This is a genomic window from Aeromonas bivalvium (assembly GCF_046078285.1).
In the GTDB taxonomy this organism is placed as follows: Bacteria; Pseudomonadota; Gammaproteobacteria; order Enterobacterales; family Aeromonadaceae; genus Aeromonas; species Aeromonas bivalvium.
Genome location: NZ_JBGXBV010000002.1, coordinates 243,470 through 266,809, shown reverse-complemented (window position 1 = coordinate 266,809; position 23,340 = coordinate 243,470). Strand labels below are relative to the sequence as shown.

Here is a 23,340-nt window from a genome sequence, read left to right as displayed (position 1 = left end):
CGCTTAACCTTCCAGTTCGATCTTGGTCAGGCACTCACGCAAGATGGGGCCGTACTCTGTCTTGCCGGGGCAGACAAAGGTACACAGCGCCAGATCTTCCTCATCCAACTCCAGGCAACCCAGCGCCTGGGCGCTGTCGGTGTCACCGGCGATCAGATCCCGCAGCAGCAGGGTCGGCAGGATGTCCAGCGGCATCACCCGCTCATAGTTGCCGATAGGCACCATGGAACGATCACTGCCGTTGGTGGTGGTGGTGAAATTGATCAGCTTGCCCTTCACCAGGTGAGACAGGGTGGTACGGGTGATGGAGAACTTGCTGGCGCTGGGTTTGATCCAGCCCAGGAACTCCTTCTCGCGACCTTCACCCAGTACGCAGACCTGATTGTGGTAACGACCCAGATAGTCGTGCGCCTCATCGGTCTTGGCACCGCTGAGCAGGGAACCGGAGATGATGCGGTTCTCGTCGGCACGCAGCTCGTTGCTGGTCAGCTGGCTGATGCAGGCACCCTGACGGGTACGCAGCAGGCGCGGCTTGACCACGTTCGGGCCGGCCAGGGCGATCACCTTGTCGGTGAAGATCTGGCCAGTGGTGAACAGCTTGCCGAATGCGATCACATCCTGATAGTTGATGTGCCACTGGATCTTGTGGCTGCCAACCGGATCGATGAAGTGAATATGGGTACCCGGCAGACCTGCGGGGTGAGGACCAACGAAGACCTCTTCCTGGACTTGCGCTACGGAAGCCTGCGGCAGACTGCCTTCGCCCTTGCACACATACACCTTGCCATCCGTCAGGCGGCTGAGCAGGGTCAGACCGTCGATGAAGGCCTGGGATTGCTCCTTGATGATGAGCTCGGCACTGGCGGCCAGCGGGTTGGAGTCCATGGCGGTCACGAAGATCGCACGGGGCTCGGAACCGACGGCGGGCACCTTGCTGAAGGGGCGGGTACGCAGCGCAGTCCATTGACCTGACTCGACCAGGATCTCTTGCACCTTGCTGCGCTCGAGCTTGGCCAGCTCGGCGGAGGCAAAGTGCTCAAAGGTCACCTGCTCGTCAGACCCATCGATGTCGATGACCACGGATTGCAGAATGCGTTTGGCACCACGGTTGATCTCTGAAACTACGCCGGTGGCGGGAGCCGTGAATTTAACGCCAGGGTTCTTCTTATCTTCGAAGAGCACCTGACCTTTAATGACGCGATCCCCTACTTTGACAAACATAGTAGGTCGCATCCCCACGAACTCTTCGCCCAGTGTAGCAACACGGGTGATGGCCGGGCCATCGTAGATTACTTGCTCTGGCGCACCCAGCACGGGGATGTCCAGTCCTCTTTTAATTGTAATCATACTCACTTGCACTACCGTTACGGGGAGAGAGAATGGTTAGCGCCGAGAAATACATCACGACGAGTTGTTGAACACACGCGGCACATGGCTAGCTGAATACAAACAAACAACAAATCAGCAACATACAGGGTGTGTCAAAAGCGCTTGAGTTTACCACTTCCGGCTTGATGACTGCCACGTCAAATGGGGAAAATTAACCCCCTATCACAAAATTAGCTTGGGCTGCTGCCCGGCCCGTCGGCATGAAAATCCCCTATGCCGCCGCCGCCGGCATGAAGTACCACCTAAGAGGTATTCTGCGAGATCGCACCGGCAAGATTAGAAAAATTGATGGCGTACCGTCCAAAAAACGTTCGATAAAACGGCAAGGGATGAGTTCGATGTTAACGAAACATCACAGCGGCCCGGGTATCGCCCTGCCTATTGAGGGCCCAGCTTGCTGACGCAGCCTGGGGTGCGCGGCGCCATCCCCTTTTGCTGCCACTCCTCGGCCGTATAGGTATGCAATGCCAGTGCATGAACCGGGCCAGCCAACAGCTCGGCCAGCAACTGGTTGATCTGGCGATGGCGGGCGATGAGGCGCTGGCCGACGAAGGCCTCGCTCACGACGATCACCTTGAAGTGGCTCTCGGCTCCCGGCTCGGTACGGTGCATATGACTCTCGTTGAGCACCTCCAGGTGGCTGGGTGACAGCGCCTCGCTGAGGCGGGCCTCGATGGTCTGTTGCATCTTCATGGGGTACTCCGACAGAGGGAAAGGACATGGGCCCTCATTCTATCGACTTTGAGGGGCAGGGAGAACTTGCACGGCGGGGCGATTGGTGAATCGGGGCACCACCGCTAGAATAGCGCCATCCGATCCAGCCGTGAGACAAAGAGTTCGATGCAGACCCACCTCGAGACAGACCATTGCCGCCTGACCCTGCTGCGCTACCCGCGCCAGGCGCAGGATCCCCTGCAGGCCTGGGATGCCGCCGATGAGTACCTGATCCAGCACCTGGCCGAGCAGCCTCCCACCGGCAGCGGTCCCGTCATCATCATGAATGACAACTTCGGCGCCCTGGCCGCCTTCCTGCACGGCCATCAGCCCCTGTGCATCACCGACTCCTTCGTCAGCGAGCAGGGCACCCTGGCCAACCTGGCGGACAACGGCCTGGATCCGGCCAGCATCCGCATCCAGGACGCCCTGGCGCCACTGCCCGAGGCGCCGTCCCTGGTGATCATCAAGGTCTCCAAGTATCAGGCCCTGCTCGAACAGCAACTGCTGGCCCTGCGCGCCGTGGTCACCCCGGCGACCCGCATCATTGCCGCCGGCAAGGCCAAGGAGATCCACAGCTCCACCCTCAGGCTGTTCGAACACTATCTGGGGGAGACCCGCACCTCGCTGGCCTGGAAGAAGGCGCGGCTCATTCACTGCACCGTCGCCAGCGCCCCCGACGAGCGTCCTCCCCTTGCCGATCCCTTCCCGACCGTCTGGCCCCTGGAGGGGAGCGGGATGCAGATCCACAACCACGCCAACGTCTTCTCGCGCACCAGCCTGGACATAGGCGCCCGCTTCATGCTGGCCAATCTGCCCATTCACAGCGCCCGCAAGGTGATCGATCTGGGCTGTGGCAACGGGGTGCTCGGTCTCTCCCTGCTGGCGCGAGACAGCGAGGTGGAGGTGACCTTCATCGACGAATCCTACATGGCGGTGGCCTCGGCCCGGCTCAACGTCCAGCACAATCTGCCAGATGCCTTGGCGCGGTCCCACTTTCTGGTCAACAACTGCCTGGACGGTCTGCCGAGCGGCTATGCGGACCGTATCCTCTGCAATCCGCCGTTCCACCAGTTGCAGGCGATCACGGACCATATCGCCTGGCAGATGTTTCAGGATGCCCACAGGGTCTTGCCCAAAGGGGGGGAGCTCTGGATAGTGGGCAACCGGCATCTGGACTATCACAACAAGCTCAAGCGACTGTTTGCCAATGCGCAAGTCGTTGCATCCAATAATAAATTCGTTATTTTGAAAGCCATCAAACGCTAGAGGACCCCATCATGAAATCATCCTTTCTGCTGCTCACCGCCCTGCTGCTTGGCGGTTGTGCGACCCACTGGCCCGAGACGGCACTGCTCAATCCCCAGGTGATCCCGGCGAACCAGCAATACTACTCCGGCAACCGCATCACCATGGAGGGCATCGACAAGCGCACCGCCGCCCATGTGTTCGCCATCCAGCAAAAAGAGAAGGCCCCCGTCTACATCCGAAGCGAACAGCCCCTCAACACCCTGCTGGTCGAGCGTCTTGGCGAAGGGCTGCGCGGCCAGGGGCTGGAAGTGGGCAGCAGCGGCACCACCCACCTCACCCTGCAGGTCAACAATGCCCTGGTCAATGTCGACGAGAAGACCTTCACCTATGTCACCAAATCCAAGGTGAGCCTGCAGGTGATGGCCGATTTTCAGGGCAGCCGCCTGACCAAGGTGTTCAACGCCAGCGCCAGCAAGGAGGGGCCGGGTGAACCCAGCATCGCCGATCTGGAGCGGGTGCTGAACCAGCAGCTCGGCAACCTGATCCAGCAGATCATGGCCGACGAGCAGCTGCGCGGTTACCTCAAGGGCCAACCGAGCGCCTGATCCCTCAACGTCCAAGGAAATATGCGATGAAAAAGCTGATGTTACTGGCCCTGCTGGTCTGCCCGCTGGCCTTCGCCGCCCCCAAGGTGAAGCTGGAAACCAACCACGGCAACATAGTGGTGGAGCTGGCCCCCAAGGCGGCGCCCCAGACGGTGAAGAACTTTCTGCGCTACCTGGCCGATGGCAGCTATGACGGCAGCCTGTTCCACCGGGTCATCCCGGGGTTCGTGGTGCAGGGGGGCGGCTACAACCAGCAGTTCCAGCAGCTGCCTACCTATGATCCCGTGGTGAACGAGTCCAAGGGGGGCCTGCCCAACGTCCGCGGCAGCATCGCCATGGCCCGTACCCAGGCGGTAGACAGCGCCACCCGCCAGTTCTACTTCAACCTGGCCGACAACAACAACCTCAACGCCAATGCCGGCGCCGGTTACACCGTGTTCGGCCAGGTGGTACAGGGCATGGAGGTGCTGGACAAGCTGGCCCAGGTGCAGACGGGCTACAGCCCCATACTGCGCGCCAACGACGTGCCCACCAGCACCATCATCCTCAAGAAGGCGAGCCTGCTCGCCAACTGAGCCAAAGGCGGGCCCTACCGGGCCCGCCTTGCATCGCGATCCCCCCCGGGTCCAGCATCAGGGCCCAGCCCCCATCCCTCGCCGCCATCCGGCTCAGCCCCGCGGATCAAGGCAACTCGCCAATTTCTGGCACATGGGAGAGGTACTTCCCGACTGACTTCCTCTGAGTACCACCAGGGCGATGACGAGGCCCGGCCCCGAGCACGCCCTCCCACCACAGGCCCAGCCCCCCATTTGACGGCGCTGCCACGGCAGGTCCCGGGCAGATCGACCCCCTCTTTATCCCCGCAATATCCCCGCAATCTGAGCGCCCGCCTTGGCGCGGCACCATGAACCTGCCAAAATGGCTCACTTTTTTCGAGGAGTCAGGCACTTGAACGCTGTCAGCAAACCAAGCTGGAGAGAATCCCTGCGGGTCTATCTCGAGCCCCGCGTCCTTATTCTGTTTGCCATGGGGTTCTCCTCCGGTCTGCCGCTGCTGCTGGTGTTCGGCACCCTCTCCTTCTGGCTGCGGGAAGCCGAGGTGAGCCTGACCGACATCGGCTACATGAGCTGGGTTGCGCTGGCATATGGGGTCAAATGGCTATGGTCCCCTCTGGTGGACAGGCTGGCCCTGCCCCTGCTGTCGCGCCTGCTCGGCCGGCGCCGCAGCTGGATGCTCTTCTCCCAGCTGCTGATCGCCGCGGCCCTGGTCGGCATGTCCTTCTGCGATCCCAAGACCCAGCTGGCCCAGCTCGCCCTGTTCGCCCTGCTGGTGGCGTTCGCCTCCGCCACCCAGGACATCGTCATCGATGCCTACCGCATCGAGTCCGCTCCCGAACGCTTGCAGGCGGCCATGGCGGCCTCCTACATGACGGGCTACCGGCTCGCCATGATCATGGCGGGAGCCGGCGCCCTGGCGCTGGCGGCCTGGCTTGGCAGCAACAGCGCCTATGACTATCGCGGCTGGCAGCTCACCTATCTGCTGATGGCGGGGATGATGAGCATCGGCCTGGTCACCACCCTCTGCTGTCACGAGCCCGACATCGATGTGGCGAGCCAGGACAGACAACAGGCGCAGCGCAAGGCTCTCCTGCTGCAACATGGCTGGCCCACCCCCCTGGCGGGACTCGGCGCCTGGGCCTATGAGGCCATCTGGTGCCCCTTCGCCGACTTCTTTGCCCGCCATGGCCGCTCGGCCCTGCTGATCCTGGGGCTCATCGCCTGCTATCGCATCTCGGACGTGGTGATGGGGGTCATGTCCAACAGCTTCTATGTGGACATGCAGTTCAGCAAGACGGAGGTGGCCACCATCACCAAGGTGTACGGGGTCATCATGACCCTGGTGGGGGCCAGCCTGGGGGGAATACTGGTGATGCGTTTTGGCACCCTGCGCATCCTGATGCTGGGGGCCCTGCTCACCGCCAGCACCAATCTCCTGTTCGCCCTGCTCAACCAGCTCGGCCACAACCTGGAGCTGCTGACCCTGATCATCTCCCTGGACAACCTGAGCGCCGGCATCGCCACCGCCGCCTTCATCACCTATCTGTCGAGCCTGACCAACGTCGCCTTCTCGGCGACCCAGTACGCCCTGTTCAGCTCTGTGATGCTGCTGCTGCCCAAGCTGCTTGCCGGGTTTTCCGGCCGTTTCGTCGAGCAGTTCGGCTACAGCACCTTCTTCGTCACCACCAGCCTGCTCGGCATCCCTGTGCTGCTGCTGATCGCAATGGTTGCCAGACGGAACATGGCCTTGTCACCGAAATCGGACAAATAGCAAGCGTTTGCGCGAAATTGGGGGTGATTAGATTCACACTTCCAGAGAAAGTTCCCTCTTGAACGTTTATCCGCTGAATTTATTTGGCTAGAATCCCTCCGCTCCTTGTGGGCAGGCTACGGAAAACCTCAACTAAACGCACAAGAGACCAATAAAATGGCCAAATTTACCAAGACTCTGATCGCTGCTGGTCTGCTGGCGGCTTCCGCCACTCCGGCTATGGCTGCTGACTATAGCGGCGACATCCACAAGAACGACTACAAGTGGTTCCAGTTCAACGTGATGCACACCATCGACCAGCTGCCCTACAGCGAAGCCGAAGGTGGCTACAACGACACCTACTTCGAAATGGAATTCGGTGGTCGCTCCGGTATTTTTGACCTGTACGGTTATGTCGACGTATTCGATATCTTCCAGAGCAAGCACGACGACAAGCATGACAGCGACAACCTGTTCATCAAGTTCGCCCCGCGCCTGTCCATCGATGCCATGACCGGCAAAGATCTCTCCTTCGGTCCGATCCAGGAAGTCTACATCGCCAACCTGGTCAACGTGGGTGGTCCGGATGGCCTGTTCGAAGCCATGACCGGTCTGGGTGCCGACGTACAGGTGCCCTGGTTCGGCAAGGTGGGCATGAACCTGTATGCACGCCACGTCAACGAAGGCTCTGGCGAGCAAGGCTGGAACGGCTATCAGTTCTCCATGAACTGGTTCAAGCCCTTCTACACCTTCTCCAACGGCAGCTTCGTCGCCTATCAGGGCTACCTGGATCACCTGTTCGATGCCAAGGACAGCTCCACCGACGGTACCGCCATGTTCAACGGCCTGTACTGGCACTCCGACCGCTACGCCGTCGGTTACGGCCTGAAGTACTTCAACGACATCTACGGCATCCAGAACGGTACCTTCGGCCTGAAGACCACTGGTTTTGGCCACTACTTCTCCGTGACCTACAAGTTCTAATCGAACCTGTTCTCACTGAGACAAAAAACCGGAGCCCAGGCTCCGGTTTTTTTTGGCGTCGGTCCGACGAAATAAAGAGGGGCATCCCCTCTTTATCCGCAGTCAGTCGCGGAAATTCTGGAACTGCATCGGCTGGCCCAGCTCGGCGCCACGCACCAGGGCCATGGTCTCCTGCAGATCGTCGCGCTTCTTGCCGGTGACTCGCACCTCGTCACCCTGGATGGCGACCTGCACCTTGATCTTGGAATCCTTGATGAGCTTCACCAGCTTCTTGGCGGTCTCTTTCTCGATCCCCTGCTTGAACTTCACGGTCAGGTGGAAACGCTTGCCGGAGTGAACGCTGTCGCCCACCTCCATGGAACTGTTCTCGATGTTGCGCTTGAGCAGGGCGCCCCGCAGCATCTCGACCATCTGCTTGAGCTGGAAGTCGGCATCCGCCTCCAGCTTGACCTCTTCCTTGTTCAACTCGAAGCTGGCTTCAACACCACGAAAATCGAATCGGGTGGCCAGTTCACGATTGGCGTTGTCGACCGCGTTCAACACCTCGTTCATTTTGACTTCAGAGACAATATCGAATGACGGCATGGCCGGGGCTCCTCATGTTGCATTATTGGCGGCCAAATCTACCAGAAAACCGGCAAATTTGCTGATTTCGATAAAGACGCTCTGTTAGAATCCTTGCCATTGCCGACAGGTGAGACCCATGAGTGTCCACCTCCAAGCCTCCCAGGCTGGACGGCCCACCCTGATGATCGAGTCATATCATGCCAAGCGGATCCCAACTTCCCCCTCCCCCCTCCTGGTCCCTGCTCGGTTGTGGCGCACTCGGCGGCGTGTTCGCCACCCTGCTGACCCAATCCGGCCAACCCACCCAGCTGCTGCTGCGCGAACGCCACAGAGCCACCCTGCATCCTGTCGTCGACTTCACCGGTCTGGATGGTCAGCATACCCTCATCGCCATCCCCCGCGCCTTCGTGGCCGATCGCCCGGCCATCCGCCGCCTGCTGGTGATGACCAAGGCGGACCAGGTGATCCCGGCCCTGCTCCCTCTCCTCGGCAAGCTGGACAAGCAGGTGCCCATCGTCCTGCTGCACAACGGCATGGGAGTGGCCGAGCGCGTGGTCGAGCTGTTCCCCGACAACCCCGTCATCGCCGGCGTCACCAGCCATGGCGCCCTGCAGCAGGGCCACTTCGTGTTTCGTCACACCGGCCGTGGCGAGACCTGGCTCGGCCCGGTCAACGAGGCGGGGCGCCAGTTCGCCCCCCTGGCCGATCGACTGGCCCAGGCCCTGGGTCAGGCGAGCTGGGATGAGCAGATCCTCACCCGCCAGTGGCACAAGCTCGCCATCAACTGCGCCATCAACCCCCTCACCGCCCTCTATCGCATCAAGAATGGCGAGCTGACGGGTCCGCGCTTTGCCGACACCCTGCAGCAGATCTGCATCGAGGTGGCCGACGTCATGAACGCCGAGGGGATCACCACCACGGCGGAGGAGCTGGCGCGGCGGGTGCAATCGGTCGCCGGGCTCACCGCCGACAACTACTCCTCCATGCACCAGGATCTGGAGCAGGGCAAGGAGACGGAGATAGAGGCCATCACCGGCTTCCTGCTGGCCAGGGCCCAGGCACACGGCATCATGGTGCCGGTCAATCAGGGGCTCTACCAGGCCATCAAGGATCGCAGCCAGGACCAGGGCTAAGCTTTGACGGCTCGCCCCCCATTTCTCACAGGAGTCACCCCATGAGCGTCTTGTTGCTGGTCGCCCCCGGCTCGGAAGAGATAGAAACCGTCGCCACCCAGGACGTGCTGGTGCGCGCCGGCATAGAGGTGGTGCTCGCCTCCTGCTGCCCGACCGGTCAGCGCCTCGTCCGCGCCTCCCGTGGTGTGCAGCTGATGGCAGATTGCCACCTCGACGAGCTGCCAGCAGGCGACTTCGAGTTGATCGTCGTGCCCGGCGGCCTGCCCGGCAGCGAATGTATTCGGGATAACCCCAGGGCCATCGCCCTGCTGCGGGCCCAGGCCGAGGCGGGCCGCTGGCGCGCGGCCCTGTGCGCCGCCCCCGCCGTGGTATTGCTGCCCCATGGTCTGCTGGGGGAGGCCAAGGCCACCTGCCATCCCGGCTTCTGGGCCCGGATCCCCGCCCCCCAGCTCAGCCAGGAGCGCGTCGTCATAGATAGCGGCTCTCGACTGGTGACCAGTCAGGGACCCGGCACCGCCATCGAGTTTGCCCTCGCCCTGGTGCGAGTGCTGCGGGGCGCCGAGGCGGCCGATGCCGTGGCCGGCCCCATGGTGCTGTAACCGGCAGGGGAACTGTCCGAGTCACGCCAACGAAAAGGCCTCCGCAAGGGAGGCCTTTCTTATGACTGCGCCAGAGGGGAGACTTACTTGACGGTCACCCGGGCAAACTTGCGCTTGCCGACCTGGTAGACGGCGGTGCCGGCACCGATGAGTGCCTTGCCATCGTCCAGCTTCTCGCCATCCACCTTCACCGCGCCCTGCTTGATCATGCGCAGCGCCTCGGAGGTGGTGGCCACCAGATCGGCCTGCTTGAGCAGGTTGGCGATGGCCAGGCCGTCCCCTTCCAAAGCCAGTTCGACTTCCGGCATCTCGTCCGGGATGGCGTTCTTGGAGAAGCGCTGGGTGAAGTCTTCGTGGGCCGCCTCGGCTGCCGCTTGGTCGTGGTAACGGGCGATGATCTCCTTGGCCAGCCAGATCTTCACGTCGCGCGGGTTCAGGGTCCCGGCTTCGATCCCTGCCTTGAACTCTTCAATCTCGGCGAGCGGACGGAAGGAGAGCAGCTCGTAGTAGTTCCACATCAGGGTGTCGGTGATGGACATGATCTTGCCGAACATCTCCCCCGGGGCATCGTGCACGCCTATGTAGTTGGCGGCGGACTTGGACATCTTCTTGACGCCGTCCAGGCCTACCAAGAGCGGCATCATCAGCACGCACTGGGTCGCCATGCCGGCATCTTTTTGCAGCTCGCGGCCCATCAGCAGGTTGAACTTCTGATCGGTACCGCCGAGCTCGACGTCCGCTTTGAGCGCGACCGAGTCATAGCCTTGCAGCAGCGGATAGAGGAATTCGTGAATGGCGATGGACTGGCCGTTGCTGTAGCGCTTCTTGAAGTCGTCGCGCTCCATCATGCGGGCCACGGTCTGCTTGGCCGCCAGCTTGATCATGCCGGTCGCGCCCAGCTCGCCGAGCCAGGTGGAGTTGTACTCGATGCGGGTCTTGGCCGGGTCCAGGATCTTGAACGCCTGCTCGGCATAGGTGAGGGCGTTGTGCTTGATGGCCTCTTCGGAGAGCGGCGGACGGGTGGCGTTCTTGCCGGAGGGGTCACCCACCATGGCGGTGAAGTCGCCGATCAGCAGGATCACTTCGTGGCCCAGGTCCTGGAAGGTCTTCAGCTTGTTGAGGATCACGGTGTGACCCAGGTGGATGTCAGGTGCCGTCGGGTCCATCCCCAGCTTGATGCGCAGGGGGCGCCCTTCCTTCAACTTGGCAACCAGTTCCTCTTCCACCAGAATTTCTTCCGCTCCGCGCTTGATCTCGGCTAGCGCCACCTCGAGCTGGGACATTTTTTGACTCTCCAATCACGATTCCACAGGGCCAGCCATATTACTGGAATGGCGGGCCAATTGGAAAGGCGGTAAACTCCGACCTTCTTCCCGGCTCAACTTCGTCAGCTTCCCATGGTCCTTTGGCACGCCTTCAACTCTCTCCCCACCTGGCACCGCAAGATGGTGCTTATTCTGAGCATACTGGTGATGATGCTGGCGGCCTGGCCGAGCGAGCGCGCCGTGGCCACCCGGGTCGATGACAACGACAACGAGCTGGCCGTCGAGCAGCAGGTCGATGAGGAGGCGCTGCTGGCACGGGCCGAGCCCGTCACCCCGCCCAAGCCGCGTTATGTCACCAGGCAGGTGAAGGTGCGCAGCGGCGACAACATGGGGGTCATCTTCCAGCGTCTGGGCCTCAGCACCGCGGATCTGCACCTCATCGATCAGCTCGAGGGCACGGATACCCTGCGCCTGCTCAGGCCCGGCCAGGAGCTCACCTTCAAGCTCACCCAGGGCGGCGAGCTGCACAGCCTCTATTACCCCCACAGCCTGGAGCAGGCGCTCAAGGTGAGCCGCAAGGACGACAGCTTCACCGCCAGGGCCGTTCGTCTCGAGCTGGACACCCGGGAAGCGAGCGCCCAGGGCAGCATTCGCTCCAGCTTCTGGGGCGCCGCCGTGGAGGCGGGCATGACGGAGGATCAGATCATGGATCTCGCCGCCATCTTCGGCTGGGACATCGACTTTGCCCAGGACCTGCAACCGGGGGACAGCTTCCGGGTGCTGTTCGAGGAGAAGTATCAGGATGAGGAGCGGGTCGCTTCCGGCGACATCCTGGCCGCCGAGTTCATCAACCAGGGCGAGATCTATCGCGCCGTGTTGAGCGAGGATGGCAACTACTACACCCCGGCGGGCAAGGCGATGCGCAAGAGCTTCCTGCGCGCCCCGGTCAACTTCAAGTACATCAGCTCCAACTTCAACCCCCGTCGCCTGCACCCGGTCACCGGCAAGGTGCGCCCCCACAACGGCATCGACTATGTGGCGCCGGTGGGCACCCCCATCATGGCGGCGGGCAGCGGCAGCGTGGTGGCGGCCGGTTACAACCAGTTCAACGGCAACTACGTCTTCATCAAGCACGCCGGCAACTATGTGACCAAGTACCTGCACCTCTCCAAGCGCACCGTCAACAAGGGGCAGCGGGTGAAACAGGGGCAGACCATCGGCCTGCTCGGCGGCACCGGCCGGGTCACAGGCCCGCACCTGCACTATGAATTCGTGGTGGGCGGCATCCACAAGAACCCGCGCACCCTGATCCTGCCCCAGGCCGAGACCCTGAGCGGCAACGCCCTGAGCCGATTCAAGGTGCAGGCCCGCCAGCAACTCGCCAAGCTGGAGCAGCCGCAGTTGCAACTCGCCCAGCGCCGGGACGCCTCTTGACGGCCATCTCGGCGACTGGCGACACGGGCCGCTCGCACGCCCCTGAACCACAAGGAGCCTTGTCATGGCAGAGCGTCATATCGGATTGATCTCGGGGACCGGAGCAGGGTATGGCATCGAACCGTTCCTTTGCATCATTGAAAGGGGGTTGTCATGACCGAACGCTATATAGGATTGATGTCCGGAACCAGCCTGGACGGCATCGATGCCGTGCTGGTGAGCATGGAGGGCGAGACCCTCAAGGTCGAGACGGCCCTCTGCCATCCCTGGCCTGCCGATACCGCCCACACCCTGCATGATCTCTGCACTCCGGGGGAGAGCGAAATCGACCGCATGGGGGTGGCCGACAATCGGGTGGCCCGCGAATTTGCCGTCGCCACCCAGGCCCTGCTCGCCAAGGCCGGCCTCACGCCTGCCGATATTCGCGCCATCGGCAGCCACGGCCAGACCATTCGCCACCGTCCCGCCCTCGGCTTTACCCTGCAGATAGGCAATGCGGCCCTGCTGGCGGCGCTGACCGGCATCGACGTGGTGGCCGATTTTCGCACCATGGACATGGCCCTCGGCGGTCAGGGGGCGCCCCTGGTGCCCGCCTTCCATCAGGCGCTCTTTGCCCGCCCCGGCGCCCTGCGGGTGGTGCTGAACCTCGGCGGCATCGCCAATATCTCTGTGCTGCCCGGCCTGGCCGATGGCGGATCTGGTTCAGGGGTATATGGCTTCGATACCGGCCCGGCCAACACCCTGCTCGATGGCTGGTATCGCCGCCATCATCCCCACGGCGGCAGCTATGATGCCGGTGGCCAGTGGGCCGCGAGCGGCCAGCTTGTTCCCGCGCTGCTCGAGAAACTGCTCGCTCACCCCTACTTCGCCGCCCCCGCTCCCAAGAGCACGGGGCGGGAGATGTTCACCCTGGAGTGGCTCGACGGCGAGCTGGCAGGCACGGCATACGCCCCCGTGGATGTGCAGCGCACCCTGCAGGCGCTGACCTGCCACAGCATCGCCCGCCAGTTGCCCGCACTGGATGGCGCGCCAACCCGGCCCGAGCTGTTTGTCTGCGGCGGCGGCGCCCACAACGCCCCCCTGCTGGCGGAGCTTGCTGCCCTGCTCCCTGGCTGGCATCTGGCCAGCACAGCCCTGCTCGGCCTCGCGCCGGACTGGGTGGAAGGGGCCGCCTTTGCCTGGCTGGCACAGCGCTTTATCCAGCGAAAGCCGGGCAACCTGCCTGCGGTGACCGGCGCCAGCCGCCCGGCGGTGCTGGGCGCCCTCTATCCCGCCTGAGGCGGGTCACCGGGCGCCATCCCCTGAATAGAACAAGCCCGAACAGGTGCACCTGATCGGGCTTGTTGTTATGGCTGACGCCAGATGGCGCAGACCCGTCGCTGGATGCGCCTTACCCGAGCCGCTCCTTCAGCCTGGCCGCCTGCGCCTTGAAGAGATCATGATCGGCCGCATGCCGGCTCCTGGCGGCGGTGATCCACTGCACGCCCGTCTCGTCGGCGTGGGAAAACTCGATGCGAAATTCATATTTCGCGCTGGAGAGCAGCCCCATCAGGGCGCCAACCAGAAAACCCACCAGGGGCAGGAACAGCACGATGAGCCAGTTGCCCGCCTGCTCGTAGGAAGGGGTGAAGTAGAAGAGCACACTGGAGGTGACCACCCCCAGCAGCAAGATCTTCTTGAGCCGATCCACCCAGCCGAGTGATTTTACCTGCACGCCGACGATACGGCCCAGATCGTAGCTATCCTTGTTGACCCTCAGTGTGTTGTCCGACTATTCAATGGCAATGGCCATCCTGATACTCCGTCCTGTTGGCTATGGCGATAACGGGTCTGCCGTGGCGGCCCCGGGCTGTGCATCCCGTGGGCATGACGGGACCAGCGGCCAGCCACAGGGGCGATGGGCGGCGCCTCCCACCAACAGGAATACACGATGCGCATGGTATCGTATGGCGCCAAACATCAAAAGAAGTTCACATCAAAAGGCGAGGCGGCTCACCTCCTGCCTGACCCTTTTCGCCCGTGCAGCCTGTGTCTTTCCTGACAATCCCAGCTCTTGGGCAAGGTAGTTGGGGATCCGGAAGGCGGGAGCCAGATTGCATCCCAAGAAGATCGGGATACGCCTGGGCGGCAAAGCAGGGCAAACTCCGGGCCCGCTCATATGGAGGGTCATGGTTGGAGCGACATATACCGGCGGGGCGGCGAGTCGGGGCAGGCCCCTCCCCTTGCCTGCTTCTGCTGCCTGCTGGCGGGCTGCACTCGCGCCGCTGAAAAAATATGGCATAGGCGGCGCGGCAACCTGCCCATGTCTGCCTCGGCATCAGAGGCTAAAAAGCGCCCTCTCTTTCTCCCGCTTTTATTTCATGGCTTGTGGCCATGCAGAGAGGATGAATGTTATTTCAGTGTGCTCGCCGCAGCATATTTCGGCGGCGCTGAACAGAGCGTCTAGAGTGTGATAAATAGATAGCTATGCAAAACCGGGGCAATAATCTGCAATCCCGTCAAGGTCATTAACTTATGGTTCACACCTTGTAACCCTGATGAGTGGCAATAAGGCGCTATCTGGTCCCACTTTCATATGAAAGCGGGATCGTCATCACCTTTATTTGCCATGCCCGTCATGAATTGAATCGCAAAATGAATATATTTCACTCTGTTGAGCCACCTCATAGAAACAGGATCCCGGTTTGCATCCCCGAATAGTCGCCCCCTAGAATCCTTCCGTCTGAATCACCAGGCCAATTTCTCTCCCTTGTCTGTTGCACGCGCTGTCTGCATCGAAACAGGGCTCGACACTGTGATGATCGTTCTCCTTTTCTTCGTCGCCCTGCGACGGGAACGGGCAACTGTTGCCGCAATATCACGAGTCGCCAGCGCGCCGCATTCGGCCAGGGAAGAACAACGCGGCCCGGACCCTACATCAAAAACGAAAAAGGAGTATCGCCATGAGTGGTACCATCATCAAATCCGCCAGAAATACCCCCAATGCCCCCCAGGATCTGGGGCCCTATACCCAGAGTGTGGCTTTCTCCCACTACAACAATATTGCCGCCCAGCTGCCGGTCGATCCCAGGACGGGCAAGATGATCGAGGGAGATATCCAGGCGCAGGCCAGGCAGTGCCTCACCAATATCCAGGCCATCGTCCAGAGCATCGGCCACGGCATGGAGGACATGGTGAAGGTGACCCTCTTCCTCGCGGACATCGCCGACCTCGATGCCGTCAACGCCGTCTATCGGGAATTCTTCCCCCACTCGCTGCCGACCCGTACCGTGCTGGCCGTCGCCGCTCTGCCGCTCGGTGCCAGGGTGCAGATGGACGCCCTGCTCTCCAACGGGGAAGGCACCTTCCCCCAGGCCCCCTGCCCGCTGCTCAAACTCGCCCGAAACAGCGACCGCGCCCCGCAGGATCCGCTCTCCAGCCAGAGCGTCGCCTTCTCCCACTACAACAATATCGGTGCCCAGCTGCCCATGGATCCCGCCACCGGCGCCCTGGTTGACGGCGGCATCCTCGAGCAGGCGGCCCAGTGCCTGCGCAATATCAAAACCGTGCTGGAGAGCATCGACGTGCCCTTCGACGACATCGTCAAGGTGACCCTCTATCTGACCAATCTGGCGGATCTCGACGCCGTCAACGAGGTTTACACCACCTTTTTCCCGGACTCCGCCATCGCCCGTGCCGTCGCCTATCTGCCCGCCCGCTCTGTGGTGAGTGCCGTCGCCCTGCCGCTGGGCGCCCGGGTGCAGATGGATGCGGTCATCTCCCACGGCGACGGCACCCCGCCCCAGCTGGTGGAAGACAGACACAATCTGGTGATCCGTGCCCGCAATACCGACCAGGCGCCACGCAGCCCGCTCCATAGCCAGAGCGTCGCCTTCTCCCACTACAACCATCTCTCTGCCCAACTGCCGATTGACCCCGCCACCGGCAAGATCCTGGCTGGCTGCGTCAAGGAGCAGACCGCCCAGTGCCTCGGCCATATCAAGACCATCGTCGAGAGCATCGGCCACGTGATGGACGATATCGTCAAGGTCAATATCCAGCTTGCCAACATCGCGGATCTGGCGGACATGGATGCCATCTACACCCAATACTTCCCGGCCTACCTACCCGCCCGCACCGTCATCGGCGTAAGCGAGCTGCCCGCCGGCGCCCTGGTGCAGATTGATGCAGTGATGTCCAACGCGGAAAGCACACCGCCGCAGGTGTAAGGTTGCGTTAAATAATAAAAAGAGACCGGCTGATAGCCGGTCTCTTTTTATGTAACATGTGGGGGATTACTTTTATGGCATCGTCTTAAAGAACGCGAACGTCCGATTACGCTTCGCTAATCGAACCTACAAGCTCATGCATATAATTGATGTCACTACAGATACTTGGGGATGGTTAGTGATGAGTAAAATTTCAGAAAGAGTAAGACATGTAAAAATCAGAGATGGATATTGTTTGATTTGTGGAGAATTTGGCACACTCTCGATAGATCATGTTCCTCCACAGGGTTCAATTACTGTAACCAAGGTTGAACAACGTCATATTATGGAAATGATGGGAGCAGGTGCCAAATCAATAAAAGGCGTACCATCAACCAATGGAAGCAAATTCAGAACAATCTGCAGCGACTGTAACAGTAATATCTTAGGAGGCAATGATGGCGAGGTTGCGGATGCAAATAAAAAGCTGACAAGTAAAATTCGTAATTATTTTCAGAATCCAACCTCCCCATATAATACCGTATCTATTGACATAAACCCTATCAAATATGCCAGAGCGATGATAGGCCATATTCTATCTGCAACATCAGTGACCGAGTGTAAAGAGCCACCACAAAAATCTCTGTACTTTGATCCACTAAAGAAATTTGTACTAGGGGATGACTATGCTATTACAAAAACCCATGATATATATTATTGGTTTTATCCTTACGATCGTCACTTGAGCGCAAAGTGTGTGAGCTTTTTCAATCAAGGGCATTCTACAGCACTAAGTTTATTGTCATTTTTTCCAATCGCATTTCTCGTAACCCCAAAAGATGAAGGTATATACCCAACGCATGCCGCGCGATTTGATTTCAGTTCTAGTAAATTAGTTCTAGATTTATCCAGTTACAACATTCATTTCTCTGACTTTCCTTTTTCAGAACTAAAAGGAAATCAGATGTGTTTACTAAACGATTGTCAGACAATAATAAGTTATCCAATTAAGAACCAAGAGATATAGTATATTTAACTATTTTTATTACAATAAAAAAGCGCCTCCCAAGGGAGGCGCTTTTCAATTCAGTATCAAGCAATCAGCTATTACAGGGATTCAGCGGTTGCAACCACGTTTTCCACGGTAAAGCCGAATTCCTTGAACAACAGCTCGGCCGGGGCGGACTCACCGAAGGTGCGCATGCCGATGATCTTGCCGCCAAAGCCCACGTACTTGTACCAGTAGTCGGCGATGCCCGCTTCGATAGCCACGCGCTTGGTGACGGCGGCCGGCAGGACGGACTCCTTGTACTCGGCGGACTGGGCATCGAACACGTCGGTAGACGGGATGGAGACCACACGCACGGCACGACCCTTGGCAGTCAGCTGCTCATAGGCTGCGGCAGCCAGCTCCACTTCGGAACCGGTGGCGATCAGGATCAGCTCCGGGGTACCGGCGCAATCCTTCAGCACGTAACCGCCCTTGGCGGCATCGGCCAGTTGCTGGGCGGTGCGGTCCATCTGGGCCAGGTTCTGACGGGAGAAGATCAGAGAGGTCGGGCCGTCGGTACGCTCGATGGCGTGTTTCCAGGCGATGGCGGACTCTACCTGGTCACAGGGACGCCAGGTGCTCATGTTCGGGGTCAGACGCAGGGAGGCGATCTGCTCCACCGGCTGGTGAGTCGGGCCATCTTCACCCAGACCGATGGAGTCGTGGGTGTAGACGAAGATGGCGCGCTGCTTCATCAGGGCGGCCATGCGCAGGGCGTTGCGGGCGTATTCCATGAACATCAGGAAGGTGGCGCCGTAGGGGATGAAACCACCGTGCAGGGCGATGCCGTTCATGATGGCGGACATGCCGAACTCGCGCACGCCGTAGTGGATGTAGTTGCCTGCGGCGCTCTCGGGAGTCAGGGACTTGGAGCCAGACCACATGGTCAGGTTGGACGGCGCGAGATCCGCGGAGCCGCCCATGAATTCCGGCAGCAGCTTGCCGAAGGCTTCCAGAGAGTTCTGGGAGGCTTTACGGGTCGCGATCTTGGCCGGGTTGGCCTGCAGGGTTTCGATGATCTTGGCGGAGTCGCTTGCCCAGTTGGCCGGCAGCTCGCCAGTGGTGCGGCGCTTGAATTCGGCAGCCAGGGCCGGGTGAGCGGCTTCATAGGCGGCGAACTTGGCAGCCCAGTCGGACTCGAGCTTGGCGCCCTTTTCCTGACCGTTCCACTCGGCGGCGATGTCGGACGGAATGACGAACGGCGCGTGGTCCCACTTCAGGAAGGCACGGGCGGCGGCGATCTCGTCGTTGCCCAGCGGTGCGCCGTGGCAGTCGTGGGAGCCGGACTTGTTCGGGGAACCGTAACCGATGATGGTGCGGCAGCAGATCAGGGTCGGCTTGCCGGTCTCGGCCTTGGCGGCTTCGATGGCGGCGTTGATGGCTTCCGGGTTGTGGCCGTCAACGGCCGGGATGACGTGCCAGCCGTAGGCTTCGAAGCGCTTGGGAGTGTCGTCGGTGAACCAGCCTTCTACGTGACCGTCGATGGAGATGCCGTTGTCATCCCAGAACGCGATCAGCTTGCCCAGACCCAGGGTGCCGGCCAGGGAGCAGGCTTCGTGGGAGATACCTTCCATCAGGCAGCCGTCGCCCATGAAGGCGTAGGTGTAGTGGTCGACGATGTCGTGACCCGGCTGGTTGAACTGCTCGGCCATGGCCTTCTCGGCGATCGCCATGCCCACGGCGTTGGTGATGCCCTGGCCCAGCGGACCGGTCGTGGTTTCAACGCCCGGCGCGTAGCCGTACTCCGGGTGACCCGGGGTGCGAGAGTGCAGTTGGCGGAAGTTTTTCAGATCCTCGATGGAGAGGTCATAACCGGAGAGATGCAGCAGGGAGTACAGCAGCATGGAGCCGTGGCCGTTGGAGAGGATGAAACGGTCGCGGTCGGCCCATTTGGGGTTGTTCGGGTTGTGCTTGAGGTGGCTGCGCCACAGCACTTCAGCGATATCCGCCATTCCCATGGGGGCGCCCGGGTGACCGGAGTTGGCTTTTTGCACGGCATCCATACTCAATGCACGGATGGCATTGGCAAGCTCTTTACGAGAAGGCATCTGTATCTCCTGATATTGCTTCATTTGATGGCCAAGTTTTTAGGCGCGTTATTGTCCCAGCAGGGGGCGCGGCGTGCAAATATTATCTGGGCGAATAAAGTGGCTTTGGGAGCGCAGTCGCTTTTCTCGGGCCGGCAAACGATTCGGCCCGCGCCACGTTCCAGCCCTTTGGGGGTAGGGCTGGCCGCGGTCGGCACCAAACCAAAATAGTGCTGGCAATCCCACTGCCCCCTCTCTAAAATAGACGTCCAGATGTAGATACCTCTACAAATCCTGTCCTTTTATCCGGTTATGGCCGAGGCGATAACCCCCAAGCGTTGAGAATTCATCCATGGCAAAGCTGTTTACTTCCGAGTCGGTCTCCGAAGGCCATCCCGATAAAATCGCCGACCAGATCTCCGATGCGGTGCTGGACGCCATCTTGGAGCAGGATCCCATGGCCCGTGTGGCCTGCGAGACTCTGGTCAAGACTGGCATGGTGCTGGTCGGCGGCGAAGTAACCACTTCCGCCTGGGTCGACATCGAGCAGATAGTGCGCGATACCGTGCGCGAGATTGGCTACACCCACTCCGACATGGGCTTCGATGCCGACTCCTGCGCCGTGCTCAATGCCATCGGCAAGCAGTCCCCGGACATCAACCAGGGTGTCGACCGCGCCGATCCGTACGAGCAGGGTGCCGGTGACCAGGGCCTGATGTTCGGCTACGCCACCAACGAAACCGACGTGCTGATGCCCGCCCCCATCACCTACTCCCACCTGCTGGTGAAGCGTCAGGCGCAAGTGCGTAAAGACGGCACCCTGCCGTGGCTGCGTCCGGATGCCAAGAGCCAGCTCACCTTCGCCTACGACAGCGAAGGCAAGATCCTGGGCGTCGATGCCGTGGTGCTCTCCACCCAGCATTGCGACTCCATCAGCCACAGCGACCTGGTCGAGGCGGTGCGCGAGGAGATCATCAAGCCGGTGCTGCCGGCCGAGTGGATCAGCAAGGAGACCAAGTTCTTCATCAACCCGACCGGCCGTTTCGTCATCGGCGGCCCCATGGGTGACTGCGGTCTGACCGGTCGCAAGATCATCGTCGACACCTACGGCGGCATGGCCCGTCACGGTGGTGGCGCCTTCTCCGGCAAGGATCCGTCCAAGGTGGATCGCTCCGCCGCCTACGCCGCCCGCTACGTGGCCAAGAACATAGTCGCCGCGGGTCTGGCGGATCGCTGCGAGCTGCAGGTCTCCTACGCCATCGGCGTGGCCGAGCCCACCTCCATCAGCGTCGAGACCTTTGGCACCGCCAAGGTGGCCGAAGAGCTGCTGGTCGCCCTGGTGCGCGAGCACTTCGAACTGCGCCCGTATGGCCTGATCGAGATGCTGGATCTGAAGCGCCCCATCTACCAGGCTACCGCCGCCTACGGCCATTTCGGTCGCGACGAGTTCCCTTGGGAGCGTACCGACAAGGCCGAGCTGCTGCGCGCTGCCGCCGGTCTGTAAGCCGCCATCTGGCAAAGCCATGTGGCAAGAAGGGGAGCCTGGGCTCCCCTTTTTCATGGCCGCTCTCCGGCTAGGCGTGCGCGCCTCCCCTTGCACCGACGCCAGCAGCGGGTAGACTGCCCCCTCTCGTTCATGCCCTGACATCGCCATGACCCAATCAGTCCCCACACTCCCCCAGATGCAGCAGACCCTGACCGAGCGGGTGGATGCCTGCTTCAGCCAGGCCGAGCGGCGGCTCGGACGCACTTTTGCGCGTCCGCAGATCCACTGCAACATGCGGGGCCGGGCGGCGGGGTCGGCGCGGCTGCAAACCTGGGAGCTGCGTTTCAACCCTGTGCTGTTTGCCGCCAATTATCAGGCCTTCCTGGACGAGGTGGTGCCCCACGAGGTGGCCCATCTGCTGGTCTATGCCCTGTGGGGCGAGGGGCGCGGCAAGAGCCGGGTACTGCCCCACGGCCGCCAGTGGCAGTCGGTGATGCGGGAGCTGTTTGGCCTCGAGCCCAGCACTACCCACAGCTTCGATCTCGCCGTGCTGGCCCAGCCGACCGTGCCCTACGCCTGCACCTGCCAGCAGCACGGGCTCTCCATCCGCCGCCACAACAAGGTGATGCGCGGCGAGGCTCGCTACCATTGCCGCCGCTGCAAGCAGCCACTGGTGCCGGTGGCGCAGCCTGGCTAGACCGTCGTCCCCGGGGCAAGTCGCTCTCTTTTCTTCATTCAACCCTTTCACTGCCAAGGATATTCATGTTTCGCCCCCTGCTCTCCATCGCGCTCGCCCTGCTCATCATTGCCCCGGCCCACGCCCAGACCTTTCGCGAAGCCAAGCGGGATCTGGTCAAGCTCTACCGCACCCAGCCCGCCGTCACCAGCTTCTACTGCGGCTGTGACATCGACTATCGGGGCAAGCAGATGAGCCCGGATCTGGCCAGCTGCGGCTATGAACCGCGCAAGCAGGCCAAGCGCGCCGCCCGCATCGAGTGGGAACACGTGGTGCCCGCCTGGGAGTTCGGCCACCAGCTCCAGTGCTGGCAGGAGGGGGGGCGCAAGAATTGCGGCAAGAGCCCGGAATTCAACAAGATGGAGGGGGACATGCACAACCTCTTCCCCGCCATCGGCGAGGTCAACGGCGACCGGGCCAACTACCGCTTCACCGACTGGAACGGCAAGCCGAACCAGTATGGCCAGTGCCAGATGCTGGTGGATTTCAAGGCGCGTCAGGTACAGCCGCCCAAGGGGCCGGTACGGGGCCAGATCGCCCGCGCCTACCTCTACATGAGCCAGCAGCATGGGCTGCGTCTGGCGGCGCAGCAGCGTAGACTGTTCGAGGCCTGGGACCGCCAATACCCGGCACAGGGCTGGGAGTGCGAGCGCAACCGCCGCATCGGCAAGCTGCAGGGCAATACCAATCCCTTCATTGAAAAGCAGTGCCAATAACCCCATTTGACCAGGGAGGGGGAGCGCCCCCTCTCTACCATGAACCCCTTTCCCGCTGTCGCGTGAGCCTTGCTCGCCGCCGTGCAGTAAGGTATTGAAGGGGTTCCAAGCAAGAGACTGACAAGCCGCCATGCGCATTCCACGAATTTACGAACCGGCCCCTCTGCAAGTGGGCCAGACCCTCGCCCTGTCGGAAGACGGTGCCAACCACATCGGCCGGGTGCTGCGCATGCAGCCGGGCCAGCAGCTCGAGCTGTTCAACGGCGACGGCCACCAGTACCCCGCCACCATCACGAGCGTGGGCAAGAAGTCGGTGGAGGTGACCATAGACAGCTGCGACGCCCAGTCGGTGGAATCCCCCCTGGCCATCCACCTGGGCCAGGTGATCAGCCGCGGCGACAAGATGGACTTCACCATCCAGAAATCGGTGGAGCTCGGCGTCACCTGCATCACTCCCCTCTTCTCCGAGCGCTGCGGCGTCAAGCTGCCCGCCGATCGGCTGGAGAAAAAACGCGAGCAGTGGCAGAAGGTGGTGATCAGCGCCTGCGAGCAGTGCGGCCGCAATACCGTGCCCGAGGTGCGCATGCCCATGGAGCTGGATGCCTGGCTAGGGGAAGAGACCCAGGAGCTCAAGCTCAACCTGCACCCGCGCGCGCCCTACAGCATCAACACCCTGCCAGTCCCCGAGCACGGCGTGCGTCTGCTGATCGGCCCGGAAGGGGGCTTGTCCAGCGACGAGATCGCCCGTACCGTGCAGGAAGATTTCAAGGAGATGCTGCTGGGGCCGCGGGTGCTGCGCACCGAAACCGCCGCCCTGACCGCCATTACCGCGCTGCAGTGCCGCTTTGGCGATCTGGCCTGAAACAGGTTTTAAGAATCTCACTCGCAA

21 protein-coding genes are annotated in these 23,340 nt (G+C 61.4%); 15 read left to right on the top strand and 6 right to left on the bottom strand.

Going from position 1 to position 23,340, the window contains the following annotated elements; genetic code table 11:
- Positions 1-3 precede the first annotated feature (3 nt).
- Complete coding sequence (locus ACEUCR_RS08415) at positions 4-1,347, bottom strand: Na(+)-translocating NADH-quinone reductase subunit A (RefSeq protein ID WP_408789410.1); 1,344 nt, start codon at positions 1,345-1,347, stop codon at positions 4-6.
- 420 nt (positions 1,348-1,767) lie between these two features.
- Entirely contained in the window at positions 1,768-2,082 is a 315-nt protein-coding gene (locus ACEUCR_RS08410) for a BolA family protein (protein ID WP_408759658.1), read from the bottom strand.
- A gap of 147 nt (positions 2,083-2,229) precedes the next feature.
- Here ACEUCR_RS08410 and ACEUCR_RS08405 point away from each other — a divergent pair, with 147 nt between their 5' ends.
- The 5 genes from ACEUCR_RS08405 (at position 2,230) to ACEUCR_RS08385 (ending at position 7,250) form a co-directional block, all read left to right on the top strand.
- Positions 2,230-3,372, top strand: a complete 1,143-nt coding sequence (locus ACEUCR_RS08405; RefSeq protein ID WP_392444092.1) for a methyltransferase — start codon at positions 2,230-2,232, stop codon at positions 3,370-3,372.
- Positions 3,373-3,383: 11 nt separating this feature from the next.
- A complete protein-coding gene (locus ACEUCR_RS08400; protein WP_111873762.1) occupies positions 3,384-3,959 on the top strand; it encodes a YajG family lipoprotein in 576 nt (191 codons plus the stop codon).
- Between the two features lie 26 nt (positions 3,960-3,985).
- On the top strand, positions 3,986-4,534 hold the full coding sequence (locus tag ACEUCR_RS08395) for a peptidylprolyl isomerase (RefSeq protein WP_041993238.1): 549 nt from the start codon (positions 3,986-3,988) through the stop codon (positions 4,532-4,534).
- 373 nt (positions 4,535-4,907) lie between these two features.
- Entirely contained in the window at positions 4,908-6,287 is a 1,380-nt protein-coding gene (locus tag ACEUCR_RS08390) for an AmpG family muropeptide MFS transporter (protein ID WP_041993235.1), read from the top strand.
- A gap of 156 nt (positions 6,288-6,443) precedes the next feature.
- Positions 6,444-7,250 carry a nucleoside-specific channel-forming Tsx family protein gene (locus ACEUCR_RS08385; RefSeq protein WP_041993232.1) on the top strand — a complete coding sequence of 269 codons (807 nt, stop codon included), beginning with the start codon at positions 6,444-6,446 and terminating at the stop codon, positions 7,248-7,250.
- Positions 7,251-7,352: 102 nt separating this feature from the next.
- Here the strand turns inward: ACEUCR_RS08385 and ACEUCR_RS08380 are convergent, their stop codons facing one another.
- Entirely contained in the window at positions 7,353-7,835 is a 483-nt protein-coding gene (locus ACEUCR_RS08380; RefSeq protein WP_041993229.1) for a YajQ family cyclic di-GMP-binding protein, read from the bottom strand.
- A 179-nt stretch (positions 7,836-8,014) separates the two neighbouring features.
- On the opposite strand from ACEUCR_RS08380, the gene ACEUCR_RS08375 reads away from it, so the two are divergent.
- Both ACEUCR_RS08375 and ACEUCR_RS08370 read left to right on the top strand, forming a co-directional pair.
- A complete protein-coding gene (locus ACEUCR_RS08375; protein WP_408789406.1) occupies positions 8,015-8,950 on the top strand; it encodes a ketopantoate reductase family protein in 936 nt (311 codons plus the stop codon).
- A 41-nt stretch (positions 8,951-8,991) separates the two neighbouring features.
- Entirely contained in the window at positions 8,992-9,549 is a 558-nt protein-coding gene (locus tag ACEUCR_RS08370; RefSeq protein ID WP_408789403.1) for a DJ-1 family glyoxalase III, read from the top strand.
- 83 nt (positions 9,550-9,632) lie between these two features.
- On the opposite strand, the gene tyrS is transcribed toward ACEUCR_RS08370, so the two are convergent.
- Positions 9,633-10,832: a tyrosine--tRNA ligase gene (tyrS, locus tag ACEUCR_RS08365; protein WP_408789400.1), complete on the bottom strand. Its 1,200-nt coding sequence runs from the start codon at positions 10,830-10,832 to the stop codon at positions 9,633-9,635.
- A 114-nt stretch (positions 10,833-10,946) separates the two neighbouring features.
- On the opposite strand from tyrS, the gene ACEUCR_RS08360 reads away from it, so the two are divergent.
- Together ACEUCR_RS08360 and ACEUCR_RS08355 are read left to right on the top strand one after the other, a co-directional pair.
- Complete coding sequence (locus ACEUCR_RS08360; protein ID WP_408789397.1) at positions 10,947-12,248, top strand: peptidoglycan DD-metalloendopeptidase family protein; 1,302 nt, start codon at positions 10,947-10,949, stop codon at positions 12,246-12,248.
- A gap of 153 nt (positions 12,249-12,401) precedes the next feature.
- Entirely contained in the window at positions 12,402-13,526 is a 1,125-nt protein-coding gene (locus ACEUCR_RS08355; protein ID WP_408789394.1) for an anhydro-N-acetylmuramic acid kinase, read from the top strand.
- 112 nt (positions 13,527-13,638) lie between these two features.
- Here ACEUCR_RS08355 and ACEUCR_RS08350 read toward each other — a convergent pair whose 3' ends face one another.
- On the bottom strand, positions 13,639-13,962 hold the full coding sequence (locus tag ACEUCR_RS08350) for a hypothetical protein (RefSeq protein ID WP_408789392.1): 324 nt from the start codon (positions 13,960-13,962) through the stop codon (positions 13,639-13,641).
- Between the two features lie 1,228 nt (positions 13,963-15,190).
- On the opposite strand from ACEUCR_RS08350, the gene ACEUCR_RS08345 reads away from it, so the two are divergent.
- Together ACEUCR_RS08345 and ACEUCR_RS08340 are read left to right on the top strand one after the other, a co-directional pair.
- Entirely contained in the window at positions 15,191-16,456 is a 1,266-nt protein-coding gene (locus ACEUCR_RS08345; protein WP_408789389.1) for a Rid family detoxifying hydrolase, read from the top strand.
- Positions 16,457-16,637: 181 nt separating this feature from the next.
- Complete coding sequence (locus tag ACEUCR_RS08340; protein WP_408789385.1) at positions 16,638-17,462, top strand: hypothetical protein; 825 nt, start codon at positions 16,638-16,640, stop codon at positions 17,460-17,462.
- A gap of 80 nt (positions 17,463-17,542) precedes the next feature.
- Here ACEUCR_RS08340 and tkt read toward each other — a convergent pair whose 3' ends face one another.
- Positions 17,543-19,534: a transketolase gene (gene tkt / locus ACEUCR_RS08335; protein WP_408789382.1), complete on the bottom strand. Its 1,992-nt coding sequence runs from the start codon at positions 19,532-19,534 to the stop codon at positions 17,543-17,545.
- A 331-nt stretch (positions 19,535-19,865) separates the two neighbouring features.
- Here tkt and metK point away from each other — a divergent pair, with 331 nt between their 5' ends.
- The 4 genes from metK (at position 19,866) to rsmE (ending at position 23,313) form a co-directional block, all read left to right on the top strand.
- Positions 19,866-21,017, top strand: a complete 1,152-nt coding sequence (gene metK / locus ACEUCR_RS08330; protein WP_041993205.1) for a methionine adenosyltransferase — start codon at positions 19,866-19,868, stop codon at positions 21,015-21,017.
- 148 nt (positions 21,018-21,165) lie between these two features.
- On the top strand, positions 21,166-21,696 hold the full coding sequence (locus ACEUCR_RS08325) for a SprT family zinc-dependent metalloprotease (protein WP_111873750.1): 531 nt from the start codon (positions 21,166-21,168) through the stop codon (positions 21,694-21,696).
- Between the two features lie 65 nt (positions 21,697-21,761).
- Positions 21,762-22,451, top strand: coding sequence for an endonuclease (locus ACEUCR_RS08320; protein ID WP_408789379.1), 690 nt, complete (start codon positions 21,762-21,764; stop codon positions 22,449-22,451).
- A gap of 130 nt (positions 22,452-22,581) precedes the next feature.
- Positions 22,582-23,313, top strand: a complete 732-nt coding sequence (gene rsmE, locus ACEUCR_RS08315; RefSeq protein WP_041993194.1) for a 16S rRNA (uracil(1498)-N(3))-methyltransferase — start codon at positions 22,582-22,584, stop codon at positions 23,311-23,313.
- The last annotated feature ends 27 nt before the right edge of the window (positions 23,314-23,340 follow it).

Coding starts and splice junctions, on each gene's coding strand:
- ACEUCR_RS08415 (WP_408789410.1), bottom strand. CDS start 1,347: ATGATTACAATTAAAAGAGGACTGGACATCCCCGTGCTGGGTGCGCCA.
- ACEUCR_RS08410 (WP_408759658.1), bottom strand. CDS start 2,082: ATGAAGATGCAACAGACCATCGAGGCCCGCCTCAGCGAGGCGCTGTCA.
- ACEUCR_RS08405 (WP_392444092.1), top strand. CDS start 2,230: ATGCAGACCCACCTCGAGACAGACCATTGCCGCCTGACCCTGCTGCGC.
- ACEUCR_RS08400 (WP_111873762.1), top strand. CDS start 3,384: ATGAAATCATCCTTTCTGCTGCTCACCGCCCTGCTGCTTGGCGGTTGT.
- ACEUCR_RS08395 (WP_041993238.1), top strand. CDS start 3,986: ATGAAAAAGCTGATGTTACTGGCCCTGCTGGTCTGCCCGCTGGCCTTC.
- ACEUCR_RS08385 (WP_041993232.1), top strand. CDS start 6,444: ATGGCCAAATTTACCAAGACTCTGATCGCTGCTGGTCTGCTGGCGGCT.
- ACEUCR_RS08380 (WP_041993229.1), bottom strand. CDS start 7,835: ATGCCGTCATTCGATATTGTCTCTGAAGTCAAAATGAACGAGGTGTTG.
- ACEUCR_RS08375 (WP_408789406.1), top strand. CDS start 8,015: ATGCCAAGCGGATCCCAACTTCCCCCTCCCCCCTCCTGGTCCCTGCTC.
- ACEUCR_RS08370 (WP_408789403.1), top strand. CDS start 8,992: ATGAGCGTCTTGTTGCTGGTCGCCCCCGGCTCGGAAGAGATAGAAACC.
- tyrS (WP_408789400.1), bottom strand. CDS start 10,832: ATGTCCCAGCTCGAGGTGGCGCTAGCCGAGATCAAGCGCGGAGCGGAA.
- ACEUCR_RS08360 (WP_408789397.1), top strand. CDS start 10,947: ATGGTCCTTTGGCACGCCTTCAACTCTCTCCCCACCTGGCACCGCAAG.
- ACEUCR_RS08355 (WP_408789394.1), top strand. CDS start 12,402: ATGACCGAACGCTATATAGGATTGATGTCCGGAACCAGCCTGGACGGC.
- ACEUCR_RS08345 (WP_408789389.1), top strand. CDS start 15,191: ATGAGTGGTACCATCATCAAATCCGCCAGAAATACCCCCAATGCCCCC.
- ACEUCR_RS08340 (WP_408789385.1), top strand. CDS start 16,638: ATGAGTAAAATTTCAGAAAGAGTAAGACATGTAAAAATCAGAGATGGA.
- tkt (WP_408789382.1), bottom strand. CDS start 19,534: ATGCCTTCTCGTAAAGAGCTTGCCAATGCCATCCGTGCATTGAGTATG.
- metK (WP_041993205.1), top strand. CDS start 19,866: ATGGCAAAGCTGTTTACTTCCGAGTCGGTCTCCGAAGGCCATCCCGAT.
- ACEUCR_RS08325 (WP_111873750.1), top strand. CDS start 21,166: ATGACCCAATCAGTCCCCACACTCCCCCAGATGCAGCAGACCCTGACC.
- ACEUCR_RS08320 (WP_408789379.1), top strand. CDS start 21,762: ATGTTTCGCCCCCTGCTCTCCATCGCGCTCGCCCTGCTCATCATTGCC.
- rsmE (WP_041993194.1), top strand. CDS start 22,582: ATGCGCATTCCACGAATTTACGAACCGGCCCCTCTGCAAGTGGGCCAG.